General features: G+C 38.1%; 27 protein-coding genes and 2 pseudogenes. 15 read left to right on the top strand and 14 right to left on the bottom strand.

From position 1 onward, the window contains the following. The first annotated feature begins 325 nt into the window (after positions 1-325). Positions 326-766 carry a sigma factor-like helix-turn-helix DNA-binding protein gene (locus tag ETP43_RS02180; protein WP_023921559.1) on the top strand — a complete coding sequence of 147 codons (441 nt, stop codon included), beginning with the start codon at positions 326-328 and terminating at the stop codon, positions 764-766. Beyond that, positions 766-954 carry a helix-turn-helix domain-containing protein gene (locus tag ETP43_RS02185; RefSeq protein ID WP_005333406.1) on the top strand — a complete coding sequence of 63 codons (189 nt, stop codon included), beginning with the start codon at positions 766-768 and terminating at the stop codon, positions 952-954. Before ETP43_RS02180 ends, ETP43_RS02185 begins: the two co-directional genes overlap by 1 nt. Before the next feature lie 130 nt (positions 955-1,084). Here the strand turns inward: ETP43_RS02185 and ETP43_RS02190 are convergent, their stop codons facing one another. After that, complete coding sequence (locus tag ETP43_RS02190) at positions 1,085-2,440, bottom strand: MATE family efflux transporter (protein ID WP_129256950.1); 1,356 nt, start codon at positions 2,438-2,440, stop codon at positions 1,085-1,087. A gap of 210 nt (positions 2,441-2,650) precedes the next feature. Between ETP43_RS02190 and ETP43_RS02195 the strand changes: the two genes are divergently transcribed. Continuing rightward, the gene (locus ETP43_RS02195) at positions 2,651-3,175 is read left to right on the top strand and encodes a PadR family transcriptional regulator (protein ID WP_005333410.1); all 525 of its coding nucleotides are present in this window, start codon (positions 2,651-2,653) and stop codon (positions 3,173-3,175) included. Between the two features lie 153 nt (positions 3,176-3,328). Here the strand turns inward: ETP43_RS02195 and ETP43_RS02200 are convergent, their stop codons facing one another. Then, on the bottom strand, positions 3,329-3,670 hold the full coding sequence (locus ETP43_RS02200; protein WP_005333412.1) for a winged helix-turn-helix domain-containing protein: 342 nt from the start codon (positions 3,668-3,670) through the stop codon (positions 3,329-3,331). A 253-nt stretch (positions 3,671-3,923) separates the two neighbouring features. Here ETP43_RS02200 and ETP43_RS02205 point away from each other — a divergent pair, with 253 nt between their 5' ends. The 6 genes from ETP43_RS02205 to ETP43_RS02230 all read left to right on the top strand — a co-directional run bounded on the left by ETP43_RS02205 (position 3,924) and on the right by ETP43_RS02230 (position 6,341). Further along, complete coding sequence (locus ETP43_RS02205; RefSeq protein WP_023921561.1) at positions 3,924-4,235, top strand: winged helix-turn-helix domain-containing protein; 312 nt, start codon at positions 3,924-3,926, stop codon at positions 4,233-4,235. 205 nt (positions 4,236-4,440) lie between these two features. Continuing rightward, a complete protein-coding gene (locus ETP43_RS02210; protein ID WP_330546321.1) occupies positions 4,441-5,004 on the top strand; it encodes a recombinase family protein in 564 nt (187 codons plus the stop codon). Positions 5,005-5,146: 142 nt separating this feature from the next. After that, positions 5,147-5,368, top strand: a complete 222-nt coding sequence (locus ETP43_RS02215) for a DUF5348 domain-containing protein (RefSeq protein WP_008373966.1) — start codon at positions 5,147-5,149, stop codon at positions 5,366-5,368. Between the two features lie 12 nt (positions 5,369-5,380). Continuing rightward, entirely contained in the window at positions 5,381-5,680 is a 300-nt protein-coding gene (locus tag ETP43_RS02220) for a hypothetical protein (protein WP_023921564.1), read from the top strand. A 57-nt stretch (positions 5,681-5,737) separates the two neighbouring features. Then, entirely contained in the window at positions 5,738-5,995 is a 258-nt protein-coding gene (locus ETP43_RS02225) for a type II toxin-antitoxin system HicA family toxin (protein ID WP_005333422.1), read from the top strand. Continuing rightward, positions 5,979-6,341: a type II toxin-antitoxin system HicB family antitoxin gene (locus ETP43_RS02230; protein WP_005333424.1), complete on the top strand. Its 363-nt coding sequence runs from the start codon at positions 5,979-5,981 to the stop codon at positions 6,339-6,341. The genes ETP43_RS02225 and ETP43_RS02230 overlap by 17 nt, the downstream gene beginning before the upstream one ends. A gap of 63 nt (positions 6,342-6,404) precedes the next feature. On the opposite strand, the gene ETP43_RS02235 is transcribed toward ETP43_RS02230, so the two are convergent. The 3 genes from ETP43_RS02235 to ETP43_RS02245 all read right to left on the bottom strand — a co-directional run bounded on the left by ETP43_RS02235 (position 6,405) and on the right by ETP43_RS02245 (position 8,665). Then, a complete protein-coding gene (locus ETP43_RS02235) occupies positions 6,405-7,769 on the bottom strand; it encodes an ATP-binding protein (protein ID WP_008373962.1) in 1,365 nt (454 codons plus the stop codon). 89 nt (positions 7,770-7,858) lie between these two features. Beyond that, positions 7,859-8,332: an LPD11 domain-containing protein gene (locus ETP43_RS02240; RefSeq protein ID WP_005333427.1), complete on the bottom strand. Its 474-nt coding sequence runs from the start codon at positions 8,330-8,332 to the stop codon at positions 7,859-7,861. 21 nt (positions 8,333-8,353) lie between these two features. Next, a complete protein-coding gene (locus tag ETP43_RS02245; protein ID WP_227275533.1) occupies positions 8,354-8,665 on the bottom strand; it encodes an NADAR family protein in 312 nt (103 codons plus the stop codon). Here ETP43_RS02245 and ETP43_RS02250 point away from each other — a divergent pair. The 6 genes from ETP43_RS02250 (at position 8,660) to ETP43_RS02275 (ending at position 12,673) form a co-directional block, all read left to right on the top strand. Then, on the top strand, positions 8,660-8,971 hold the full coding sequence (locus ETP43_RS02250) for a hypothetical protein (protein ID WP_243114157.1): 312 nt from the start codon (positions 8,660-8,662) through the stop codon (positions 8,969-8,971). The genes ETP43_RS02245 and ETP43_RS02250 overlap by 6 nt on opposite strands. 73 nt (positions 8,972-9,044) lie before the next feature. After that, positions 9,045-9,770 (top strand): M15 family metallopeptidase, encoded by a 726-nt coding sequence (locus ETP43_RS02255; RefSeq protein ID WP_008373954.1) that lies wholly within the window; start codon positions 9,045-9,047, stop codon positions 9,768-9,770. A 103-nt stretch (positions 9,771-9,873) separates the two neighbouring features. Then, positions 9,874-10,389 carry an RNA polymerase sigma factor gene (locus tag ETP43_RS02260; protein WP_129256951.1) on the top strand — a complete coding sequence of 172 codons (516 nt, stop codon included), beginning with the start codon at positions 9,874-9,876 and terminating at the stop codon, positions 10,387-10,389. 80 nt (positions 10,390-10,469) lie between these two features. Next, positions 10,470-11,150: a hypothetical protein gene (locus ETP43_RS02265; RefSeq protein WP_243114158.1), complete on the top strand. Its 681-nt coding sequence runs from the start codon at positions 10,470-10,472 to the stop codon at positions 11,148-11,150. Next, positions 11,134-12,024 carry an ABC transporter ATP-binding protein gene (locus ETP43_RS02270; RefSeq protein ID WP_008373946.1) on the top strand — a complete coding sequence of 297 codons (891 nt, stop codon included), beginning with the start codon at positions 11,134-11,136 and terminating at the stop codon, positions 12,022-12,024. Before ETP43_RS02265 ends, ETP43_RS02270 begins: the two co-directional genes overlap by 17 nt. A 94-nt stretch (positions 12,025-12,118) precedes the next feature. Continuing rightward, positions 12,119-12,673 carry a hypothetical protein gene (locus ETP43_RS02275; RefSeq protein ID WP_243114159.1) on the top strand — a complete coding sequence of 185 codons (555 nt, stop codon included), beginning with the start codon at positions 12,119-12,121 and terminating at the stop codon, positions 12,671-12,673. A 52-nt stretch (positions 12,674-12,725) separates the two neighbouring features. Here the strand turns inward: ETP43_RS02275 and ETP43_RS02280 are convergent, their stop codons facing one another. The 9 genes and pseudogenes from ETP43_RS02280 to ETP43_RS18880 form a co-directional block, all read right to left on the bottom strand. Beyond that, positions 12,726-13,769 (bottom strand): helix-turn-helix domain-containing protein, encoded by a 1,044-nt coding sequence (locus tag ETP43_RS02280; RefSeq protein ID WP_129256952.1) that lies wholly within the window; start codon positions 13,767-13,769, stop codon positions 12,726-12,728. A 148-nt stretch (positions 13,770-13,917) separates the two neighbouring features. After that, positions 13,918-14,111 (bottom strand): annotated as a pseudogene (locus tag ETP43_RS02285) (hypothetical protein). Positions 14,112-14,134: 23 nt separating this feature from the next. After that, the gene (locus tag ETP43_RS02290; RefSeq protein ID WP_003434344.1) at positions 14,135-14,326 is read right to left on the bottom strand and encodes a DUF4177 domain-containing protein; all 192 of its coding nucleotides are present in this window, start codon (positions 14,324-14,326) and stop codon (positions 14,135-14,137) included. Positions 14,327-14,513: 187 nt separating this feature from the next. Then, a pseudogene (locus tag ETP43_RS18870) lies at positions 14,514-14,630 on the bottom strand (IS91 family transposase); the annotation flags it as partial. Then, positions 14,627-15,475 (bottom strand): tyrosine-type recombinase/integrase, encoded by an 849-nt coding sequence (locus ETP43_RS02300; RefSeq protein WP_117699197.1) that lies wholly within the window; start codon positions 15,473-15,475, stop codon positions 14,627-14,629. The gene ETP43_RS02300 and the pseudogene ETP43_RS18870, both read right to left, overlap by 4 nt. A 278-nt stretch (positions 15,476-15,753) precedes the next feature. Next, entirely contained in the window at positions 15,754-16,368 is a 615-nt protein-coding gene (locus ETP43_RS02305) for a helix-turn-helix domain-containing protein (RefSeq protein WP_044822749.1), read from the bottom strand. A 23-nt stretch (positions 16,369-16,391) separates the two neighbouring features. After that, positions 16,392-17,261 carry a phosphatase PAP2 family protein gene (locus tag ETP43_RS02310; RefSeq protein ID WP_243114161.1) on the bottom strand — a complete coding sequence of 290 codons (870 nt, stop codon included), beginning with the start codon at positions 17,259-17,261 and terminating at the stop codon, positions 16,392-16,394. Between the two features lie 87 nt (positions 17,262-17,348). Beyond that, complete coding sequence (locus tag ETP43_RS18875) at positions 17,349-17,705, bottom strand: WYL domain-containing protein (protein WP_000374054.1); 357 nt, start codon at positions 17,703-17,705, stop codon at positions 17,349-17,351. Between the two features lie 23 nt (positions 17,706-17,728). Next, on the bottom strand, positions 17,729-18,301 hold the full coding sequence (locus ETP43_RS18880) for a helix-turn-helix transcriptional regulator (RefSeq protein WP_001079938.1): 573 nt from the start codon (positions 18,299-18,301) through the stop codon (positions 17,729-17,731). Positions 18,302-18,477: the final 176 nt, after the last annotated feature.

The following is an 18,477-nucleotide window of genomic DNA, read 5'->3' on the forward strand; positions in this document are numbered from 1 at the left end:
CATGCACAAATAGAGAAACATGGAAGTAAGTACGACAGACATGAATGGACAGCATAAGATAAAAGCCAAAGAGGAACTGAATCTGTTAAAAAAATCTTATCCATACAATGTGTCGGAGAGAAGTTAGAATATGCAGTATATGAGATACTATCATCGCATATCCTACACAATTACATAGAAAGAGAAGTATCGGCTGGACTACGAATAGAGTGGTCCAGCCTTTCTTTTTTTCGAAAAAATGAAGGCAGTGTCACGTTTTGTTGCCGCTCACCGCCATCCTCGGAATTTTTTGGAACGTGATAAAAAATTTCGGAGGATAAAACAAATGAACAAAAAAACATATACAGGATCAAAGATACAAAATCACTTTACAGCATATCTGATACAGTTTGTCCGTGGAAAACGACATGATTATCTGGAGAAGAAAATCCAGATGGCTGATGCAGAAGAACTGTTGGAGGATATTGGACAGATGGAGGCAAGAATTGTAATCGAAGAATTGCTGGAGAACCAAACGAGGGAGCAGCTTTTATTGCAGGAGGCACAGGGGAAATATCCAGAATGGAATAAGATGTCAGATGAAAGACTGATGAAAGCGCTTCATACGCTGCGGGATGAAGAACGGAAGCTGATTTACCAGCATGTGTTTGAAGAACGTACTTTTGAGGAAATGAGCAGGCTAAACGGGTTATCAGAGGAGCGATGCAAGGGTATTTATTATTATGCAATCCGGAAGATCCGCAAGGTGATGGGAGGTGAAAACTAATGAATTTTGAACGATTACTTTTAAAGGCAAAAGAAGGAAATGCAGATGCGGTACTGAAGATTTTAGAGATATATAAGCCGCTTTTAATTAAGAATGCGATTGTGAATGGCAGATTTGATGAAGATCTGTATCAGGAACTGGTAAGTACATTGCTTCAGTGTATCCAGAGATTCCAGATAATTGAGTAAGTTATCTTAAACAAAGGCTGCAATCACTCTCAGGGGAGTAACATCCTCTGGGAGTGATTGTTTTTTGAAGGGTGATATTGCCTCAGTTCGAAGCGGCAGACGGTGTTGATCTATTATGTTGCCTGATGCTTTAATGCTCTTTTGTTGTTGCCAGTTCTTTATGAAGATGTAGAGCCATAAACACAGTAACAATAGCAGAAATTACATCGGCAATCGGTTGTGCATATAGTATTCCATTTATGCCCCAGAATGATGGGAGCAACAGAATGATCGGAACAAAGCAAATACCTTGTCGGCAAGCCCCAAGAACGAATCCGGCGGTGCCTTTTCCAAGTGCAAGAAACAGAGAAGAATACACTGTGTAAAATCCAAATACGAAGAAGGAAAATCCATTTGCCATTAGCGATTTTTGACCTACAGAAATCATCTCTGTATTGCCTTCTGTAAATTGCGAAATAATCTGTGTGGAAAATAGGGCTATTGTCAATCCCACAACTACACAAAATATTGTTGACCATAAGATAGAAGTTTTAATTGCTTCCCTGAGCCGATCAAACTTTTTGGCACCATAGCTAAAGCCGGCAATTGGTTGGAAACCTTTTAAGAAGCCGAACACAACCAGAGTTCCCATTGAAGTGATTCTTGTAACAGCGCCCATTCCGGCGATAACAGCATCTCCATAGATATTAGCTTCCCGGTTTATGAATGCGATAGAAAGGCTTGTAAGAAGCTGGAAAGTCAATGTGGGTATACCGATTTTCAGAATTTCAGTTATGATCTGCTTAGAAGGACAAAATTCCTTAATGGAAAATGTAAAAGCGCTTTTTTTCTGTAATGCATAAATTAAATATACAAGAGTAGAAGCCATTTGAGAAATTGCTGTAGCGATTGCCGCACCATCAACCCCCATGTCGAGAGTATAGATGAAAATAGGATCTAAACCAATATTCAATACAGCTCCTAATAATAATGCACACATAGTTGTTTTTGCGGCGCCTTCACTTGCAACGATATTGTTCATCGTTACATTAAATACATTGAAAATACATGAAATAACATAGATTCTTCCATAAGAAAGGGCGTATGGCATAATCGTGTCTGTTGCACCTAACATGGTTAAAATAGGTTTCAAAAAAATTGCAGTTCCGATAATAATAACTGCGCCAATACAAACACTGCTGTATAATGCAGTACTGGCGACTTTACTTGCAGCTTCCCTATCTCCTCGCCCTAAAAGTCTTGATAAGTAGGAGGCGGCACCATTGCCAAACATCAGACCTAAACCAACAACTACTTGTCCTAAAGGAAACGCAATGGAAATTGCACCCATTTGACTCTCGCCAAGTCCTCCTATGAAATAAGCATCCACCAAATTGTAGAGAGCGTTAATAAGCATACCAATCATTATCGGTATACCAAGAGCCATTAGTGCTTGGGGAACAGGTGCATTTCCTAATAAATCCATTTTGTTGTTATTCTTGTTCATTTCAAATACTCCTTTCAATTAAGAATATAAATTATAGTAGTATAAATTATAGTATACTACGTGAGAGAATACTACTATAATTTATAGTAGTTGTCAAGCGTGTATCCTGCAATTTCCTTGACAAGAGGTATAAAATCAAATACTATAAATTACAGTATATATAACCGTAAGTATTTTATAGCTTTCGTGGATATAGAAAGTGGGTGAACTATGGCTACAATAGATTTAATTGTGTTAGGAATATTGAAAAAGGAACCGATGGGAGCCTATGATATTCAAAAATTAGTGGAATATCGTAATATATCAAAATGGGTAAAAATCAGTACACCATCCATTTACAAAAAAGCAATTCAGTTGGAGGAAAAAGGCTTCATTAAAGGAGAAATTGTGAAAGAAGGTAAGATGCCTGAAAAAGCAGTTTATTCATTAACAGATGAAGGCGAAAAAGAATTTGTAAAGCTTATGATGGAAACAGCCTCTAAACCCATTCACTTTTTTTTAGATTTTAATGCAGTAATTGTAAATTTGGATAAGTTACCGCCTGAAAGTCAACAATCATGTATTGCCAGTATTGAGGAAAATATTGAAATATTAAAAACTTATCTGGAGGAAAATCTTCGAGAGAAAGAGAATGATCCGGAAATCCCTAAGACTGGTATGGCAGTATTGCAACAGCAGATAGTTTTGGCGGATGCTATTGAAAAATGGATTATTTCTCTAAAAAAAGACTTTTGATGAAGAAGTCACTAGCTGATTTCTTATTAGGTCTGCAGGATTGGGAAGAAACAGGGATGGATGCCGACCTATGTTCCGGCTTTGTAGCCAGAACATAGAAATTTTCTTAGTGGGGAATCTCCCTCAAACCCGGTGCTCCTTATATCCTGCAGATTAAACTTCAAATTTATACCCATATCCAACTACTGTTTTTATGTAATTCTTGTCGCTGGAATACTTTTTTATCTTCTTGCGTATTTGAAAAATAGTGTTTTCCACGGCGTGGAAATAACCATTTGCTTTTTCATGCCAAACTGCTTCATAAATCTGTTGTTTAGTAAAAGCCATCCCTGGATTAGAATATAGCATATAAAGTACATCAAATTCTTTTACAGAAAAGTTAATGTCTTTTCGTACTATTAAGCCGTAGGTCGTAAAGGTCTGCGACTTTAACTTTACCCGGAAAGGAGCTGCCACATATATAGGCAGTGCTGTAATTTTAACAGTAACGGTCACCAATCTATGGGGATGGCTTGTATATCCGGCTGAAATGCTAAAAAATCAGTGGTTCTTATTTATCACTTCACTCTGCCCCGGTAATTATGTGTTTGCCGTTTCTGGCTCTTGCAGCTATTGCGATTCTACTGGTCTATTACCAGACTATTTGCAGGTAAAGCATTGCTCTGGTTTTGAATTTGAGTTTTGGCAGTCTAATAATAGCATTTTAGATTAGCTGTGATAAGGTGAAACAGATTAGGAGGAAAGTAAATTGCATTACAAAGACAAAAACCTACAGATAGATATTCGCTGTCATACTGTTTTTATGAATGATCAAAAGATTGAATTGAGTCTGAAAGAATTTACGGTACTAAAATATCTAACAGAACATCCTGGCTGGGTATTCTCTCACGAGGAGATTTATCGTAATGTCTGGAAGGAAGAACCGATTGACTGTGCTAATGCGGTTATGTGCTGCATTAGCCAGCTTCGTAAAAAGTTAAAAGTAGATTCACGGAACTGGAATTACATCCGCACCGTCCGAGGTGTGGGCTATAAGTTTCAACCACTCTCAGGGGAGTAACATCCTCTGGGAGTTTTTTGTCATATTTGTTGCACTTTTCGGCTCTGGTACGTACAGAAATAGAAAAGAAACATATCCCAAAATGTATACATTTTAGAAGTACGTTCCGGAAAGGGGGATTATATCTTAAAAAGGTTACACACACAGTTTTGAGATATGCCAACAAAAGTGTGGATATTTTGGGACAGGGAAAGGAGAAATGTGGATGCAGATATATGGATATCACCGCACCAGTACAAAGGAGCAGCATCTTGATCGTGGCATACAGGAAATTGAGCGGTACTGTAACGAGCATGAGATGGCACTTACGAATATTTTTACGGATCAGGAGACAGGGAAGAATTTTAATCGTCCGAGATATACCGTTTTAGTGGAGGATGTCCTGCGGCTGGGAGATATTTTGATTGTTACAGAATTGGACAGACTGGGGAGAAACAAGCATGACACCATGCAGCAGATCCAGCGGATCAAGGACATGGGAGTGCGGCTTATGGTTTTGGAACTGCCGACTACGCTTATGGACTTATCTGTGATGGATAATGCGATGGCAAGGATGATGCTGGAAACAATCAATAACATGATGCTGGAGCTTTATGCTTCTATGGCGCAGGCAGAGCTGGAGAAAAAGGAGAAGCGACAGCGGGAAGGTATAGAAGCGAAGAAATTGCGGGGTGAATGGGATGATTATGGAAGACCAAGCGTGATGAAGCAGGAAACCTTTGACGAGAACTTCCAGAGCGTTATTTCCGGAAAAATGACACCGACGTAGCTTCGGAAGAGTCTGGGAATGACACACTCGACTTTTTACCGGTATCGTAAAACTTTTTATGAAAAATATCCGGAACTTTCCAATACCTAGAATGAAAGCCCTATTACTTATATAGAACAAAGAATTTCAGGAGGAAAGCAATATGAGTGAAAAAAGAATAGGTACTTTGATTTATGATCCATCTATGGGAAGATATGATATCCGGTTTGGTATTGAATCCTATTATGGGGGACTGCATTGTGGAGACTGCTTTGATGTGAAGGTAAGGGATGTATGGATTCCGGTTCGGATTGAAATGGACGAGAACTGGTATCTTGTGGGACTTTCGAAGACACGCCTCGGCGGGCTGACTGTTCGGATGTAGAGGAGATAGATGATGGAAGCCAAAAAGAAATATGTAAAGCCCGCCTTCCGATTTGTGACAGATCTGGGGAGTATTCTGGAATGTCTGTATGAAGTATATGGAACGGATGGGGAGCTGCTGCTTAAAGGGGAAAAGCTGTCAGATACAGTAATCTGCCCGTTTGTCCGCATGGTTCAAAAGAAATGCAGTGTGGTGGATGCGGAAATCCTGCATTTGATGCTCTGGAAGATATATATGGTAAGTGCGAGGAAAGAAGCATTTGTAGCGGATGCTAAGAAAGAGCTACATCCCTTATTTGACCAAGAAAGATGAAAAACAGATTGACACCACATATGACACCACATATACTATAGATAGGAGGCATTAAAGATGTCGAAATGGGATAAACTATTGACAAGAATTTGCTCATTATCGAAAGACCTTCGTTTTGATGAATTAAGAAAAGTATTAGAAAGTTATGGATATGAGATAAATGCTCCGAGAAGTGGGAGCAGCCATTATACATTCCGTAAAGCGGGATGCCAGCCGATAACAATACCGAAACACGAACCAATCAAGAAAATTTATGTTGAAATGGTAAAGCAGATTGTAGAAAGTGAGGCGAAAAACGATGAAGACACTGAATGATTATTTGGCAATGTCCTATCGCATGGAAATTGTGGAAGATAAGGATGAAGGTGGATTTGTGGTTTCTTATCCGGAACTGCCGGGATGCATCACCTGTGGAGAGACGATAGAAAGGGCAGTTGAAAATGCAGCGGATGCAAAAAAAGCATGGTTAGAAGCTGCACTGGAAGAAGGGATTGAGATTCACGAACCGGGAAGCCTGGAAGAGTATTCGGGACAGTTTAAAATAAGGATGCCACGCAGCTTACACCGGGATCTGGCGGAACACTCAAAAAAAGAAGGCATCAGTATGAATCAATACTGTATATATCTTCTTTCAAAGAATGATGCGCTGTTAGTAAAATAAATATACAAGAATATAGATGAAAAGAGCCGTCCTTATGGGCGGCTCGAAGTATTCTTTCTTTGATTAAAAATGATATTGTTCTAGCAGATAGATAGGAAGTGTTTGTACATTCCCAGCGGTTCCGCCTTTGGTATCACCTTTCAGATATAGTAGTTTATTGGCCTTCCCCTGTTCCAATGCCTTCAAGGCAGTAGATGCAGTTCCCTTACCGGCTTTAACTTCAATCAGATAGCGGATGTGAGTTTTCAATGTCTGAGCTACAAAATCAATTTCACCACCTTTATAAGTAGCAAAAGCCGGTGTCTCAAAGATAATTTCTTCCGGGAATTCCTGGCGTTTGGACAAGTTAATGTAAACATAGTTTTCGTTCAATGAGCCATCCATAGTTGATACAGTAGCACCAGTTCTGGAGAGATAATAATATGCAACTCCAAGATCCATGAAGAAGCAGCGGCTTCCCGGTTTGAAATTCAGGATGTCCAGTTCTGTGATTTTGCCACAGAAACCGATGATTCCAGAATGATAAAGCCAGTTGATAGCACGATAGCAGGTTGCTTTAGAAAGATTACTGGAGTAATTCTTTGTAACGAGCTTTTGCAGTTCTTCACTTATACTGTCCTCATCTAATCCTTTCTTTTCACGAAGCAGAATACGGCAGATGCTTAAAAAGATGTTGGTAAAAACACTAATATCTGTGATGTCATCAAAGTACCGCATAGATTCGTTTAAGAAAATGCGGATGATTCTAACAAGCTCTTTTTGAGCTGCTTCCACGTCTTTTGTGTTAAGGTATGTTTCCACAACCTTTGGATAGCCGCCAATCTGTCTATAGATGTCGTAAACATTCTTTAATTCGTCATATAGTTCCGGTACGGTGTCATCTGCATGATCCAGTGGAAGTGATAGATATTTCTGAAAAAGCTGGTCATCCAATGCTTCCAAAAACTCTTTAAAGGAAAGGGTATAAATACGGATACTGGTAATATCTCCACTGGAGAATTTGAATTCCGGTTCCAGTACACGTCCCAGATAACTTCCAGTTACAATGAAATGCGCTTGAAAATAGCGGGTAAATTCTCGGATACGGTTGAATATCTCTGAGGATTCCTGAATTTCATCAATAATGATGACTGTATCGTTGGTATCTTCAAAATCCGGATCGAAGAGTTTAAAAGCATCGTGAAGCGGCTGCTCCGGTCGTTTTGTACCGGGAGTCCAGTCTGTGGCTTTTTTGTAACATTCCATAAATTGTTTGCCGGACAAATCAAACAGGTTAATGTAGATCTTGTGCCTGAAGTTCTCATCCGCAAATTTATTGATAATATATGTTTTTCCGACCTGTCTGGCACCATTCACTTCCAAGGTGCTGTGGACGGTATCGTTTTTCCAATCCAGAAGCTGATCGTAAACTTTTCTTTTCAGATACATGGGAAATGCTCCTTTCTTTCAACTGTTCCTATTATATCAAAATATGAATGGATAATATAGAGGGTAATTTCTGATAAATGATGAATTGTCTAGTCTGAGCAGTTCTTCACGGGTATTCCGGTTTCTGTCATTACTTTTTCGTACTGAAGAAGCTGTTCCCAGGTCAGCCATTCCGGTTTCTGATCTGTGGGAAAACCATTCCATAATTCTTTCATACGGGCAATATGGTTTTGAACGCTATGATTGCATAGGATAGACGGACTGCGATTTCCGTAGCCCAGATAGTATTCACAGTCAGACTGTAATTTACTTAACATCCGGTACTCGAATTCATAGGAACTTCTTTGATACGGAGCCGGATGAAATGTGTACTCCTGCTGTATGGGATGGGAAGGTTCTCCATCAATATGGTTAAAAGATAAAGAATAAAGATTCGGTTCAGGCTCTTTGCCAAGGTCAATATCCTTCCACAACTTTCCGAATTGGTCCTTATATACCGGACAGGAAAAATCATCCATGCCAGTATACTCAAGCACTAATTTTGTTTTTGCATTTTCATTCATTCTATTAGACCATCCTTTCCTTTATTGCAGACATTGAGGTATATTATTGGGCGCTGTTTCTGCATTCCACTGCAGCTTCGCACGTACATCCATCAGGATGATTCCTAACTGGTTTTCTCCGCAGTTATTGACTTTGCCCCAGAAATAGTCACCCCAGTTGTTTCCTTCAATAAGTGTGGACTCTCCGGTTGCAAGAAGTTTATCCCGGAGTTCCGGGTTCTGCATGAATTTGCACATGCAGATTTCATACATGAGCCGGACTTTCACTTTTTCCCAGTCCGGGCGTAATGTAAGATCTCTGCCGAGTTTCTTTGCATCAGAAGGATTATGCATCCGAAAAATACAGAATTTGCGTTGCTCTCTCGCAGAGAGTGTTTTCTGCGCTTGAAAAATGAAATAGATTCCTCAATGAAGCTTTTGCCTTATGTTGATGACAAATTTGTCGGCTACAGGAATAAAAGCGTTCAGGATTTCAGATTTGCCCTAAGCGAAGGAATTCGTAGCCAGGTATTTTTTGCCACTTTCGTGGAGAAAGTCGAAAACCAGATAAAATCAATCTCTGTCATAAATGCCTCTAAACTGTTTTTACATCGTAGTGGTTATGCAAGTTCTAAATTTAAAAATAATTTTCACGAATAACTAACTTTTCTATATGCTGAATTGTCATAAAATATAGATTATTAAATTTGAAAGCAGATTGAAGGTGATAAACATGAGAAGTTATAAACGGTATACCAGGCGAAAGAGACTTTTGAAGCAAATCGCTGTGGTTGCTTTAGTGTTTATATTGGGATTTGTGCTTTTGCGGGCTGTTTCGTATATGGCGATTCAGGGTGAAATTCCGATGATTAACAGTTTCAATCTATTTAGAAGGGAAGCTGATACTTCTTTTGGATGGAACTTGATTCTTGTAAATGACGATTATTGTGTTCCCCGTAATTATGAGGTAGAACTCACAGAATTATCAAACGGAGAAAAAGTGGATTCGAGAATCTATCCTCAGCTTCAGCAGATGTTTGATGATGCCAGAGCTGAGGGACTTGAATTATTTGTAAGGGAAGGGTACAGGACAACTCAGGATCAGAAAGATATTATGAATGAGAGAATTCAGCAGTATCAGGATGAAGGCTATTCACGTGGGGAGGCAAAAAAACTTGCGAAAGAATATGTTGCCGAACCTGGAACAAGTGAGCATGAACTTGGGATAGCCGTTGATATCAATGCGGATACGTCCAAGTGTTCTTCGGATGCTGTTTATACATGGCTTGCCAATAATGCATATAAATATGGTTTTATTAAAAGGTATCCTGATAATAAGATAGAAATTACAGGAGTGAACAATGAACCCTGGCATTATAGGTATGTAGGGGTGGATGCTGCCCTGGAAATGCAGAAAAAAGGATTGTGTCTGGAGGAGTATATCGAGACTCTAAAATAAAAATTAAAAAATAATTTATCTTTAACTAACTTTTTATGCTTGTTAGGTGTCTTAGTATATAGGAGGGTAAAATATAGGGGGCAAATGAGGAAGGAGGAATGAGATGACTTCTGACTTCTTATTACTACAGAAAATCAGAAACGGCAACAACCATGCAGGTAATCAGTTTGTTGAAAAATATTATTCTTTTATCTATCAATATTGCTTTCTGCACATCCACAATCAAGAATGTGCAGAAGATATGGTACAAGAAACTTTTGTGAGGTTTTTCGGAGCGCTGATGAGCGGAGCTGAAATAGGAAAGGCGAAGAGCTATCTATACAGCATAGCGGGAAATATCATTAAAAACTACTATAAAAAAACGAAGGAAATATTATTGGATCAGTTGCCGGATATAGAAAAGGATAATCTGACAGAAATAGAAATCCGGCTTGATGTAGAACGGGCGTTGGATCTGCTTCCGGAAGAAATAAAAGAGACGGCAATCTTGTTTTTCTTTCAGGGGTTAAAACAAAAAGAAATTTCTGATTTATTACATATAAAATTATCACTTGTAAAATATCGTGTTTCGAAAGCAAAAGAATTACTGTCAAAACAGTTGGAGGAGGGAAGAGATTGAAGCAGTATCAGAGAAAAATCAAGGAGTATAAATCCTTGATACAGAAGGAATATATACAGGAAACGGCAGTTTGCACAGTAATGGAACGGTGTTCAGACATTGTGAGCCGTCAGGATAACAGACGGGCGTCATATTTCGAATTTTTATTTGAGCAGTTCAAATTTATCAAGAAAAGATGGTGGGCCCTGCAGGGAGGAATCCTGTTTCTGCTTTGGATTCTGCTGGCGGACTCAGATGGAGGAGCAAATACAGAGCGGACACTGGGGGCTATGTCGGTGATGTTTTCTGTGATGATCGTACCTGAAATCTGGAAGAACCGGAGATTTTCTGCAGTCGAGATCGAAAAAACGGCATTCTATTCACTGCGCCAGATCTGTGCTGCAAGGACATTGCTATTTGCAGCAGTGGATCTGGTTATGATTACAGCTTTTTTCAGTATTTCAGTTTATACACTACAGATTTCGGCATACCGGATCATCATAGATTTTCTAGTGCCGCTTAATGTTTCCTGTTGTATCTGTTTCCGACTATTGTATAGCAAATGGAATGATATGGAGCATATTGCTGTTTTTCTAAGTATATCCTGCATACTGATTTGGACGCTGATTGTGTCCACAGATTCTATTTATCAGAAAATTTCGGTACCGATCTGGGTTGGCTTGCTGATCATATCGTTTGGTTATCTGATCTTTTGTGTTCACAAATCGCAATGTAACTGCGAAATAAACTGGGAGGTGAAGTCGAGTGGAACTGCAATTTAAAAATGTAACAAAAGCTTATGGAGATGTACATGCAGTAGATCACGTAACACATTCTATGGAGAAAGGTGTATATGGGTTATTGGGAGTAAACGGAGCGGGGAAAACCACTTTGATGCGGATGCTGTGTACAGCGATAAATCCGACAAGCGGAGAAATCTTGTGGAATGGAAAGGATATCTTCAGTTTGGGAGCATCTTATAGAGGGATACTCGGTTATCTGCCGCAGAATTACGGGTTTTATCCGGATCTTTCAGTGTATGACTACATGATGTATATTGCATCCATCAAAGGACTCCGTCCCATCGTGGCAAAGAAAAGGGCTTTAAAACTGCTAGAGCAGGTCGGGATGGCTGAAAAGCGAAAAAAAAAGATGCGCACTTTATCAGGGGGAATGATCCGGAGAGTCGGAATTGCTCAGGCGATGTTGAATGATCCGCGGATATTAGTATTGGATGAGCCAACCGCCGGTCTTGATCCGAATGAGAGAATCCGGTTCCGAAATCTGGTCAGTGAATTGTCGGAAGACCGCCTTGTCCTGCTGTCTACCCACATTGTGTCAGATGTCGAATACGTGGCAAATGAAATCATATTGATGAAAGAAGGAAAATTTTTCTATACAGGAACATCGGATGAGATTATTTTGTCTATGGATATGTCAGTATGGAATTGTACTGTTCCTAAAAGGGAACTGAATAATTATATGAAGAAATATCTGACTGGAAATGTAAGGACAGTTGCCGACGGAGTGGAACTAAGAGTCCTTTCAAAGACGCCGCCGGCAAGGAATGCAGTACAGGTGGAGACAACACTGGAGGATGCATTTCTTCTGTATTTTGGAGAAAAGGCAGGTGATAAAGATGATGTTCAAATATGAGTTGAAAAAGATCTTTTCTAAGCGGGTTAATCAGGTTTTGCTTGCGGCAGTGCTTGTGGTGACGATTATTTATTCCGGTATGGCAATCGGAAGTATGCGCTATGTGGATGAAGAGGGGCAAAATCACACTGGGATTGAATCGGGACGGCTTCTGGCTGAAAATATCAATCAATGGAAAGGGGAACTTACAGCGGAGAAAATTTCCGAAGTAATAAATGATTACAAGACGATATCTGCCAAATATCCGGATGAAATACCAAATACAGAATATGGAAAAACAGTACAGTCATATTATGATATTTATAGTTTTGTAATTGGCATAATGACTCCAGATTCAGAATGGAATGAAAGTGTAGTATATCAGCTTTCAGATGAACAGCTACAGAATATCTATACAATCTATCAGGACAATATGAAGAAAATAGTGGAAGAGTATGGTACTACACCTGAAAAGAGAAGTTATCTGGAAAGCGTTTATAAAAAGATAGAAATACCTTTTATGTTCGAAGCAAAAGATTCCTGGACTACGATGACAATGTACGCACAAACTTATGTACTGTTAATGGCAGTGATCATAGGTTTTTTGGTAGCTGGTATATTTTCCGGAGAGTTCCGCCCGGGAACAGAGGATGTTTTTTTTTGCCACTAAATATGGAAGAACGAAGGCAATAAAAAACAAGATTTTTGCGGGAATACTTGTGTCAACGGTTACCTATTGTGTCGTTACTACTATCGGAACACATTTTATCAACCTCGTTGCTATCATGTGAACACAATTCTTCAGTTCTATGTCGTCCTCTTGCATTTTTTCTTTGTGGTTTAAATTTAGCACCATCCACGTTATTCTTCAAGCCCGTTTTATAAACAAATGTCAATTGTGCAGGGTCAACATTTCCATTTTCATCAAGTCCACCTACAATTACTTTTTCAACAATGCTTTCAAACACATAGCGGTCGAATTTATCAAGAACTTCATTCTGTTCCAAAGTTTTCTTAAACTCTTTCAGACGTTTTTTTATGTCTTTTTCATTATCAGAAGTTTCTTGTAATTTTTTTCTTTCTTCAACAAGCTGTTCTTGTTTGCTTACTAAATCAGCATATTTACTTTCGTAGGTTTCCTTATCAATAATTTCTTCCAGACGCATATCCACAAGTTTACTTTTTTTCTTCTCTAATGCGCCTATCTCTTTTTCTGCTTTTGCAAGTTGTTTTGACACCACACTACTACTAAGCGTATCGTCCATTCTCTGCAAAAATTCTTCCAGAACATCTTTATTATCATCACACAATAAACGATAACTTTCTACAAACGCTTCTTCAATAGCTGTTTCTGGAATGCCTTTGCTATGCTTACAGAATTTTTTTCCTTTCTTCGTAGCCGTTACGCATTGCCATATAACCTTGTCAAATGTATTTAACATAGGAACATTCTTTCTGTATTCATCTGGAGTTATATGGTAAACTTCTTTAAATGCTCTTGTGAAATTAGCATGGTCTGAAAATCCATATTTTAAAGCTATGTCTAATATTCTTTCCTCCGAATTATTCAATTCTGCTATTACCATTGCTAAACGACGAAGTTTGATATATTCTTGAACTGATCTCTTAACTAATCTTTTAAACAAACGTTGGTAATAAAATGTAGAAAGACAGGCAATTTCCGCCAGTTTCTCTGTTTCGATTTTCTCACTTAAATGTTGTTCAATATAGTTTAATGACATTTCAATATTTTCATATGCGTACATATCAGTACCTCCTTGTATAATTTATAATCAAAGTATACATGAAATTTTTTTGTATAGCTTGTCGCACAATGCCATTATCTTATAAGAAATCAAAAGATATAAAAAAACAATTTTGTCTATATGGTAACTTTTATTTCTTTGGTACTTTTTAATGAGCCATATCTAATAAATTCATCACATATCTTTTAATGTTTTTCGTATCATAGACCATTGGAACTGTATTGTTCATTGCTTCGTCAATCGTCGCTTCAATATCAGCTCGTACATCAGCATACGATAAACCGCCAGCTTTTGCACCAGCTTTCAATGCTTTTTAATATCTCGTTTTTTAAGTCCTATCATTAGAACCAACTCCCTAAAATAAGTTAATCTTCTTTTTCAAAAATTAAATCTATCTTTCGCATACAGCCTTTTGCGTCAATTTCTGTGGGTACAAATCCTGCGTAGTGATACCCCGTTTTTGCGTAACTGTCAATAATTTCTTTGTGTTTATCAGTACAAAGGAATACAACTCCTTTCGCATTATAGTTAATTTCTACATACTCATATTTTTTCATTCTTCAAAACTCCTTTCAAATACAAATTTATCTTTGGATTTATTGACTTTTACAAATCGTTAAGAAAAGAATCGAAGGTGGTGCAAACGAAAAAGCAGTATTGAGACTTTTTATTGCATATATCTTTATTATAAAGAAGACGGATAATGGCAGGTGCATCCATATCTTTCAGCTTGGAAATATATTTTTTGCAATTCATGATGTGGTAAGCGGCCTTTCGCTGAGCGGGAGAAATATCATGTGTGGATTCAAATGATGAATAAAAACGATGAAAAACATCCTGAATCGTACAATCCTTACTCATGATTCACCACCTTCCGGGTTGTCGAACGGGCTGCGGATCCCAAGAAGTGTCTTGTTGCTCACATGAAGGTAAACATCTGTAGAGCGAGGATCAACATGTCCAAGAAGTGACTGGATATATTTTATATCTGTGCCACTTTCGAATAGGTGGCTGGCAAAACTATGACGACATGCATGAGAGGAAACATGACGGGTAATGCCGGCGAGTTTAGCACTTTTCTTAAAGAACTGGTTAACACTGGCTATATCAAGATATCCACCGGTCCAGGAACTTGGGAAAAGGATATCTTTAGGGCGACCACATTTGTACCAATACTCAGTGAGAAGGTCTAAATTTTTTTGAGACAGAATCGTATACCTGTCAATTCTGCCTTTGGTTTCACGAACATGAATTGTCATGTTGGTACGGGAAATGTCATCATAATGGAGATGAACGACCTCCGATACACGTAATCCGGAAGAATACATAGTTGCAATAATCGCTTTATGCTTCAGATTCGGGGTGGCGTCAATGATTGCATTTATTTCATCGCAGGACAGAACGGCAGGAAGATTGCGCTCTCTTTTCATAGCCGGGACAGTGTCATCATCCCAGACAGTCTTCAGCACCTTTTTATATAAGAACTTTATTGCAGACCGATAGTGATTGTGAGTTTCAGGAGACCTTCCTTCCAGACGTTTGGCAGTAAGAAAACTTTCCGCATCTTCAAGTGTAAGATCAGAAACATTTTTTCCAATCCAACGAAGGAAGTAACTGACATCCGAGCAATACAGTTGAATAGTTCTTTCACGCAGGTTACGTTTTTCCGCTTCATTGCGGATAGATTCAAAAATATCTTTATACATAATAAAACCTCCAGAATAAGTAGTGTTAATAATTACATCTACCTATTCGGAGGTGCATTAGCGTCATAATTCCGATTGCGGAAGAGACTGGAAAATGTTATTCTTATCATAGGCAGTGGAGCTTTCTTAGTTCAGTTGTTTCGTGTGGTAACTTAACAATAACGGATTATGGAAAGTAATTCCACTGCTTTTTTAATAAAAATAAAACTGCGCCAAAGCCTTGGCAGGCCATCGCGCAGCGATTTTGTTCAACTAGAATTTATAGAAACACTACTTTATCAACCTGCCTTGGTTTGTTTATAAAGTAACCCACCTTTGGCAAGTAATAGCAAAAATGCAACTACTATTGCATATGGTTCTCTCACCATCGCCAAAAACAAAACAGCAAAAACACTGAATCCAACGGACAATGAATTAACTACCCTTTTGCCCTTTTCTAATTTGAAATAGACCATTAGTATTTTTACAATTCCAACGATTGTTAAGCCGATAAACAATGCCCAATAGATTGTAATAATCAAAACATCATTATCTACATAATCAAAGAGATTTACTGCATAGATATATCCATTGACCGGTTTTGGATACAGCGGTAGAAAAATAAGCATCAAAGAAAATAAGTCAACAAACCCCAATAATAAGTCGCATATAGTATTGAGATTGGATCTATTTTCTTTTTCTGCAATTGTAATCAACTGTTCTCCTGATAACAGATCATCAATAGACACTGCAAAATATCTTGATATTTCTTTCAATGAATCTATGCTTGGATATCCTCTTCTTGATTCCCATTTTGAAATAGCAGTTCTGGAAACAAACAATGCCTCTGCCAGTTCTTCTTGTGTCAATCCCCGGCTCTTTCTTAATTCCTGAAGTTTTTCATGGAATTCCAAAACCTGCACCTCCCTTGCTTATTCTATTGATTCTTTGTCGATAGCATAACTACTGCTTTATAAATAGTAAACAATCCCATACTTAAAATTACTCCACCTACAATATCCGTGAACCAGTGTACTCCTGAAATCAATCTTCCGATAACCATAAATACTGAAAAAGCAATTACTGTAATCGTAATAATTCGTTTAGTTGTAACACAGGTCAGTCTACGCTGAATCTGTTCGATTAAAGTAGGCATCACACACAATATCAATAAAGTAGTAGAAGATGGATAAGAAGCCTCCATCACTCCTTCAATTAAGATTGGTCTGTAATTAATTGGGATAATTTCAAAAATTGAATATGCCAGTATCACGATACCATAATATACACCCAAAATGATGATATCTGAATCCACCTTAAAAAGACTTCTTCTCTTAATTAACTGAACCAGTCCAATTCCTGCAAAAATCAGACATACAACAATTGGTACAAGCCCCATCCAGTCGGTAATCGTATAAAGCGTCATATGAACACCTTTTTTAATCATTTCATTAAATATATCTTCTATATAACTGATAGGACCATTTACAAGACATTTTTGATAAAGCATATTCATTTTTAAATTTCTATATTGCTCTAGTATTAACATTTTGCGAAAATTAGACGCAAATTCATCAGTCACCCAAAAATCGTATTGTGCAAAAGTAAATGTTGTTAGACTTTCAATAGTTGTATTTCTGTATGCATTAGGGGTTACCACTATTGTGCTTTCTGGTACTTGATATTCCTTAGCTCGCTTATTATCAATTTGATACATACGTTCTACGATACAGTCAAAAATATCTTGCTTATTTTTATAATGTTTATATAATGCTCCTTTTGTCATTCCCAAGGCTTCCGCAATCATACTAGAATATCATAATACACTGACAGCTGTATGTCAGCAGGGGATATGAAACCTTACAAAAAATACATAACAGACCAATCGCTTTCTCTAAATCAAGTTTAGGCAGTGATTCGTAATTTGTGCCAGGTGTTTACGGGTTATGCATTTTAATTCATCAGGTTGGACTATTTCAATGCCTGATCCATATTCAATCAGCTGCTTGCTCAATATCTCAAAGGAATCTGTCTGGAATTCGATTTCCATTTTACTTCCCAAATCGGTTTCTTCAAGGAAGCCGAGAGAATACCTGTTCTTGATAGAATTGTATGTCTCCCCTTTTTCAGCTCTAAGAATTACATTATATAGTTTTTTATATGAAAGCATTTGTTTTAATATTTGTTCCAAAGAGCCATCATGGCTTTGACAGAGCTCTTCTTCTATGCAAATGCTTTTAATCCGATCCACACGAAAATTCCTATATTCATTTCTTAGCCTGCAAAACCGATTAAGTACCAGTTCTGTTCATAAAACCCCAGTGATATAGGCTCTATCATTCTGCTTTCCGGTTCTTGCCCTCCTGATGCAGGATATTGAATTGATATTACCCTTTTATTGCAGATTGCAGTCTGAATTGCTGCAATAACGTTATCCGCCAATGTATTTTTCTGTCCAGATGTGCTGTACACGTTAATACTGTTCTCCAACTCCTGTGCATAGTTTTTTTCACCATGCTTCAAAATAGATTTGATTTTATACATAGCTGAATCAAAATCCTTTATAAATGATTCATCTCCATGGCAATTTAAAAATTTCCCTGCTGTAATCAATGCACCCACTTCCGCCGCTGTAAACATTACCGGCGGAAGTAGGAAGCCCTCTACAAGAAAATATCCTTTTCCGGCCTCAGATCCAATTGGTATTCCGGCTTCTTCAAGTGTCCGGATATCTCTGTAAACTGTCCTTAAGCTTATATTAAATCGCTGTGCAATTTCTTTGGCAGGAATTATTTTTTTTGATTGCAGCTGAATAAGAATAGAGGTTACTCTGTTAATCCTGTTCAAATTTTATTCCTCCTCTGTGACTTCCATAAAAAGTATATCCTATGCGTTCTTAAGCTAGCTGCTGTTAGTGCTTCTCATTGCACCCTGGTTATAAAAGCCATACTCACAAACCTCTTCACCAAAACTCTTTACATCTCTAATATAGAACTCTATCTAGCGAACTTTTAGAAAAGATA

Origin of the sequence: Blautia faecicola, from assembly GCF_004123145.1 — a bacterium.
In the GTDB taxonomy this organism is placed as follows: Bacteria; Bacillota; Clostridia; order Lachnospirales; family Lachnospiraceae; genus Oliverpabstia; species Oliverpabstia faecicola.